General features: G+C 35.1%; 4 protein-coding genes and 1 pseudogene. All 5 read right to left on the bottom strand.

Translation table 11 applies throughout. From position 1 onward, the window contains the following. Positions 1-120: 120 nt before the first annotated feature. Positions 121-1,379 (bottom strand): annotated as a pseudogene (locus GXK58_RS24410) (phospho-sugar mutase); the annotation flags it as partial. Positions 1,380-1,396: 17 nt separating this feature from the next. Continuing rightward, a complete protein-coding gene (locus tag GXK58_RS24405) occupies positions 1,397-2,482 on the bottom strand; it encodes a glycosyltransferase (RefSeq protein ID WP_160725774.1) in 1,086 nt (361 codons plus the stop codon). A 60-nt stretch (positions 2,483-2,542) separates the two neighbouring features. Continuing rightward, positions 2,543-3,931 (bottom strand): sugar phosphate nucleotidyltransferase, encoded by a 1,389-nt coding sequence (locus tag GXK58_RS24400; RefSeq protein ID WP_160725773.1) that lies wholly within the window; start codon positions 3,929-3,931, stop codon positions 2,543-2,545. 100 nt (positions 3,932-4,031) lie between these two features. After that, positions 4,032-5,351, bottom strand: a complete 1,320-nt coding sequence (locus tag GXK58_RS24395; RefSeq protein WP_160725772.1) for a UDP-glucose dehydrogenase family protein — start codon at positions 5,349-5,351, stop codon at positions 4,032-4,034. A 190-nt stretch (positions 5,352-5,541) separates the two neighbouring features. Further along, positions 5,542-7,071: a lipopolysaccharide biosynthesis protein gene (locus GXK58_RS24390; RefSeq protein WP_160725771.1), complete on the bottom strand. Its 1,530-nt coding sequence runs from the start codon at positions 7,069-7,071 to the stop codon at positions 5,542-5,544. Positions 7,072-7,080: the final 9 nt, after the last annotated feature.

Genomic DNA, 7,080 nt, shown 5'->3' with positions numbered 1-7,080 from the left:
TGGTTGTATTTAACGGCGACAGTCATCGCTATAAAGAATCATTATTACAAAACTAGAAAAAAGTTGGCGAGTGGTTACATTTTTAGCAGCCGTTACATGCATTTTTAGCTTGCCAAATACATCTTTATCACGAACAAAATCTCCAATCAGATAGCCATAGCTTTCCTCATATCCAAATAAGAAAGTATGCTGGCCTGTTTGCTCAAATTCATTGATTTTTTCACCGATGAATTTAAATCCAGTTAGTGTATCCATTGCTTGTATTCCATAGTGCTTTGCGATGGCACGGCCAATTTCAGAGGTTACAATAGTTTTAATGACCACTCCATTTCCAGGAAGAAGGCCCTTTGCTTGTTTTTGGGATAGCAAATATTCAAGCATCAAGGCGCCCATTTGGTTACCTGTTAATACAACATATTCACCGGAACTATTCTTTACTGCTACCCCTAATCGGTCCGCATCAGGATCGGTTGCCATAAGAATGTCTGCACCAATTTCTTCCCCATATTGGATGGCTAATTCAAAGGCTGCGTGCTCCTCCGGAATCGGAGACTTAACTGTTGAAAAATTGGCGTCCGGCAGCTCCTGTTCCTTTACAACCGTAACATGTTCAAACCCGAACGCTTTTAGTCCAGCCCTGACAGGTTTATTTCCTGTTCCATGTAATGGTGAGTAAACAATTTTCAAATCCTTCGCCACATCGGCAACAACCTCAGGATTTAGCTGCAGTGATTTCAATTTTTCCACATAAGCATTGTCGTTTTCTTCGCCAATGTAGGTTAATAACCCCGTTGAGAGAAGGGCCTGCTCTTCAGCTACTTCGACCGTCAATTCATTTTCAACAGAATCCACATATTTGATGATTGTATCTGCTGCCTCAGGAGGAATTTGGCCGCCGTCTTCCCCATACACTTTAAAACCATTATATTCAGGCGGATTATGACTTGCAGTGATGACTACACCTGAAAAAGCATGTAAGTATCTAACCCCAAAGGGAGAATACCGGTGTTGGACGAAGCTCATCAAATACATAGGCCTTGATTCCATGTTTACCTACGGTTTTAGCCACTTCTAAGGCAAATTCAGGAGATTTATGACGGGAATCATAGGCAATCACAACTCCGCGTTTTTTGCTTCTTCACCCTGTTCCACAATATACTTGGCTAAACCTTCAGCAGCCCTACGGATCGTGTGAGTATTTAACCGGTTAATACCAGGCCCTAACTCGCCCCGCATACCGCCAGTACCAAACTCCAGATGCTTATAAAAATGATCCTCTAATAATATTTCATTGCTCTCTTTTTTAGTAATGTTTCTTTTAAATCACTTTCTAAATCACTAAAAGTAAGCCATTTTTCAGCATGATGTAACCAACTCATAATTGGTTCCCCCTTGTCTACGATGTATGAGTATTAAGAACTTGCAAGATATCTAAAGCTATTTTATCTGCTTCATAGTTATTTAAAGAACCATCCCTACCCCAATCTCCTGTAATACCTCTCATAAAGGACTTGTCTACCTTAAAGGACTTAAAACGATCCCAATCGATGGTATGACAAAGAGGATGGTTCTTGAGATATTTGATAGTGTTTTGGTCTTCTCTCATGGAAGGCCGATTCAGAATTAGTAGAGGTACATTTGCATTGATTGCCTCACCAATCATTCCCCAACCTGCCTTTGAAATAATAAGGTCGGATGCAGCGATATAGTTTTGGGATTCTAAATAATCACTTGGGATCTGAAAGACATTCGAACGATTTACCTGAACATTTGAGGATACTATAAAGACACAATCCGGGCTATCCCATATAGGAAGCTGCTCTAGTGAACCAACATCTATTTTCATACCAAGCCCTAGAAAAATAACATGCTGTTGACCGTTTGGATTCACAATTCTTCTTATTCTCTCAACTTCTTTTACATCGACTTCCCTAGAAAAAAAGTCATAATGATTTGTAGGGACATTCCAACTTTCATTGCTGCATGCCAAAGAATAGAAGTGCGTCATATTTTGATAAGCATTTTTAAATAAAAGCAGATTTCTCTCTTCAATCAATCCCTGATAGGCGGTATACCATGTGAAGTTAGAAAGACCAATAGAAGGTATACCTAGGCGTTTTCCGGCTTCAAACGGAAGCGGTGAAATATCAGAAACGACCAAATCAATTTTATTTACCTTTAGAAACTCTTGTTCCACTTCCCCCTTGTTATCCCACTTAAATACAAAGTTCTTATATTCCTCCCATAATCGCACCCGATCAGGCTGAATTGAATCCTGTTCTAACAAGTAACCGATATCTGTCTTTATATTCCTAAAAATTACACGACTAGAATTTAGGGAATCCTTAATAAAAGAAAGAGCAAAGGAATGACATACAATGATGTTTACTTCTGGGTCTTTTAAAAGGTTCCTTAAAATTGCTATACTTCTTGAGGCATGCCCATACCCATAATCGGATATATAATAAGCTATTAACTTCACTATTCCACCTCAAATAAAAATAAAAAGAGGAAGGGATTCGTTCCCTCCCTCTCAAAATAATTATAATATCACTTTTGCTTTAGACTTATTGAAGTGATTAATAACGTCATCCCATTTAAAATAGAGTCGCGTAAAATCTTCATCACTTATGCCGACCCCAGTTTGAACTTCAACAAACTCCAATTCTGAAAATGCCTTTATTCCATGCTTCTTTCCTGCTGGAAGATGAATGATATCCCCTGCTTTTACTCGAGTAATATAGTCATCCAATGCTAGTTCACCTTCTCCACGAACAATGGTCCATACCTCATCACGCAAGTTATGGTAATGATAACTGGAATTTTTTCCTTCGTGTATACAAATTCGTTTTGTTACCATTTCGTTCCCATCATCATACTTGGCATAGTCAAGTACTCGAGACCAACCCCAAATCCGCTCCTCATACATTGGTGGCTGATCAAATCCACTAATTAAATCTTTAATTTTTGGACTTGAAGCTTTATCGGCAACTAAAATACCATCAGGACTGGCAGCAACAATAATATCCTTTACACCGATGACAGTAACAGGAATATCCAACTCATTGATTAAATGGGTGTTAACTGTATCATCACTGACAACACCTTTACCTAATTGTGATGTAGCCATCTCTTCTGTTAATGTATTCCATGTCCCAAGATCTTTCCAGTAGCCATCATAAGGAAGCGCTACAATATGGTTCGCCCTTTCTACTACCTCATAATCAAAGCTAATCTTTGGTAGATTGGTGTAGTAGTCTGAAAGATTCTCATAATGAAGTGGTAAATCTTTTTCAACTAATATTTTTATTAAATACTTTAATTTAAAAGCAAATACGCCACAGTTCCAAAGAGCGTTCATATCAATTAAGGTTTGAGCCTTTTCTTCACTTGGCTTCTCTGTAAAATGATTAACAGTAAAATATGAATCGTCATCTACTTTATCTTTTGGAACAATATAGCCATATTTAGAAGAAGGATAAGTAGGTCTAACACCCACTAAGGCCAAATCGGCTTCTGAATCCAGCAATACATTTTCTAATTCTTTTACTTTCTCAAAAAAGTTGTCTTCTACATAAGGATCCACAGGTAATACCACTACCACTTCATCCTCCGATACATTTTGAACAGAAAACAGAAAAGAAGCTGCTAATGCAATCGCTGGGAAAGTATCCCGACGTTCAGGCTCTATAATTAGTGGGACATCTATGCCGATTTGGCTATGGATCATATCTCTTTGCATTTTAGAAGTGGCAATAAGTGATGAATCCACAAGCCCAACTGTTTTAATCTGACCCCATACACGTTGGACCATTGATTGTTTTTCTACATTTTTGCCTTCTAATACTTTTAAAAACTGTTTGGACCTTGTGTCGTTTGATAATGGCCATAGGCGCTTTCCTGAGCCGCCTGAAAGTAATACAAGTTTCATTATTTTCCCCTCCATAAAACAGGCACTTTAGGCCTATTTTGGATTGACAGTGAGAATATAGTATATTCTTTAAAAATTTTAGGCTTTTTAACTTTTTTAACTATACCAAAGCGACTTCATAGTTATTGACTGTTTCTCTACCAATTGAATCGTAAATTATGTGTGCTTTTTTAGCACTTGTTAAATCATAACAGTTTCTTCCGTCAAGGATGATAGGACTTTTCATTAACTCAGTGTATTTTGATAAATTAAAGTCTTTCACTTCGTCCCATTCTGTAAAAATAAAACAAACATCAGCATCCTTAATGGTTTCTTCAATCGTGTTGCAATAGGTAATTTCGTTAGAATACTGTTTCTTAAAGTTTTCTACTCCAACAGGATCCCATGCTTTTATGTTCGCGCCATCTTCCAGCATTATGGGGATATTTACAAGTGTAGGGGCTTCTCTTAAGTCATCTGTTCCTGGCTTAAAGGTTAGCCCTAAAACAGCTACACTCAAACCATTAAAACTATCAAAGTACTTACGAGATTTTTTTATTAATTTTAGCTTTTGATTTTCATTTACATCAATTGCTGCTTTCACAGTTTTCAACTCATTATCATGAAAATTCGCCAGCCAGTGCAATGCCTTTGTATCTTTAGGGAAACATGAACCGCCATAACCTATACCTGCATTCAAAAACCGATTTCCTATTCTACTATCGTAGCCCATTCCATGAGCAACGTCCTCTATATCCGCTCCAATAATCTCACATAGGTTAGCAATTTCATTTATAAAGGAAATCTTCAGTGCAAGAAAGTCATTGGATGCATACTTAATCATCTCAGCACTTTTTCTATTTGTAACAACAATTGGAGCATCAAAGTCTTGGTAAACCTTTTTTAAAATCTCACCAGCGGATGGTTCTTCTACCCCTATAACTATTCTTGATGCATGTAGTGTGTCCCTTACTGCAGTACCCTGTGCCAAAAACTCGGGATTAGAAGCTACATGTACTTTTACATCATGTATCAATCTAGATTTAATCATATCTTCTATTTTATCATTTGTACCTATTGGAACAGTTGATTTAATAACAACAATACAATCTCTCTCAATACTTTCCGCAATTTGTTCTGCTACTCCAAAAACATAGCTTAAATTAGCCGAACCATCTTGCTTTTCTGGAGTTCCTACTCCAATGAAAATAACATCTGCATTTTTATACGCTTCTTTATAATCGGTTGTAAAATTTAAACGATCTATATTTTTAGCAAGTAATTCTTCAAGACCTGGTTCATATATAGGGGATATTCCCGCATTCATTAAGGCTACCTTTTTATAATCTATATCAACACAAGTGACATTATGGCCATTTTCCGCAAGACAGACACCTGTAACTAATCCTACATATCCCGTTCCAGCTACTGCTATTTTCATTATTGTCCCACCTTATCTATATATTTAATAATTGTTACTAAACTAAATTTATATTAATGTCCTATAAATTGTAATATACTTTAGCGATAACTGATAATCCAAAATATTCTCTCGTAAATGCCACTAACTAAATAGACTAATAAAATTTCAAATATTTTGAAAGTGACAGCTTGCCTCATCATTAACCAACTTAATTCATTTTTAACTTTTTAATGTTTAAAGACTTCATTTTAGTCACAATAAAACCAAAACCTTCTGACTTTCTATATAATAGAATAGTTAATATTAAGCTTAATATACCACACACAATAGCTTTAATTAGCCAATGTAACCAACTTTCTACACTAAAATAGTTTATTATTTTGCCAACCAGGAAAATTTCAAAGACGAGAAAAATGGTATTCTTAAAAACAGCTTTGTAGAATAACTTCGAACTTTTTTCAAAATATTCCTTAAAGAGGATATTAGGTTCATACCAAAAGTAGGTAGAAAGTCTGGAAATAGCAGTTGCAATTAAAATACCCGGCAACCCTATCATCTTTCCCAACACTAAAGATAAGATTAAATTAATAATTGCAGTAACAGTCATAACATACTTAGTTTTTCTGTATAAACCGCTTGCTTCCCGAAATGACCAAAGTGGTTGAAAAATACAAGTTAAATAGAAATTAATAGATATTCCATATACAACTAGTTTATTTAGTACAAATTCTTTTCCTAGCCAAACATAAATAAAATCATTTGAGAGAAGACAGAAACAAGGAACCACTACACCAGCAACAACAAATGACAATACTTGTTCACTGTTAAAAATTTGAAATCTTTTCTCAGGCTTCTCTGTAACAATTAGATTACCTACACTTGCAGTCATAGAAGTAAATATCCCCGAAACAAACGTAGTTACGGAACTGATAATAATGAGATAGTTCGAATAATATCCAACCCAAACTGTGCCAACTAAAACAGATATTAAAATATTATCGGTGCTATTTATAAGCGTATTTGACAATTTATATATAAATGCCGATCTCAAATTGCCAAAAATACTTTTGGATTCCTTTTTGGATAATGGCAAACCCTTTTTTATTTCTGGATATAATTTATCTACTTGCATTGACGGTAAAACATTTTGTAAAAATGTGGATACATTCATAATAATTAAATAAACAATAAAGTTTTTTGAAAGTAAGAGAAATATCATTTGTATGATCGTTACAACAAAATTTAATTTAGTTTTTAATTTTACTACAATATAATTTTTTTGATCAGCGACTAGTAATGTTGTCTTGTATACAAACAAATAAGACATAACTGAATTTGACAAAAATAATAAGTAATACAGAGTTAAATTTGGAATTGGTTTCTCAGTTTTAACAATTATGTCTAAGAATGGTATTAAACAAAATCCTAAAATAGCTACTGCTACGGCAATTATCCTGTAAACCTTTTTATAAAATCTAATTAAAGACGCTATTTTTGCCTTGTCATTTTTTGCTAAAGGCTCATAAAAAGTATATGCCATCGCTGAACTAAATCCTAGATCGGCCAGTGATAATAATTTAAGTACATCACTAAATAAGCTATTAAATCCCAGATAACTAACCCCTAGAGCATATATAAAAACTGTCCGGCTTAAAAATTGCAAAATAATGCTTACAATTTGATTAATATAAACCATGATCACATTTTTGGCCGATTTTGAAGTGCGTGATTGGTTCATGTCTTCCTC

The sequence above is a fragment of the Bacillus sp. USDA818B3_A genome (assembly GCF_009928415.1).
Classification (GTDB): domain Bacteria; phylum Bacillota; class Bacilli; order Bacillales; family Cytobacillaceae; genus Neobacillus.
The sequence above is the reverse complement of the archived record's forward strand: the minus strand, read 5'-3'. Positions and strand labels throughout refer to the sequence as shown.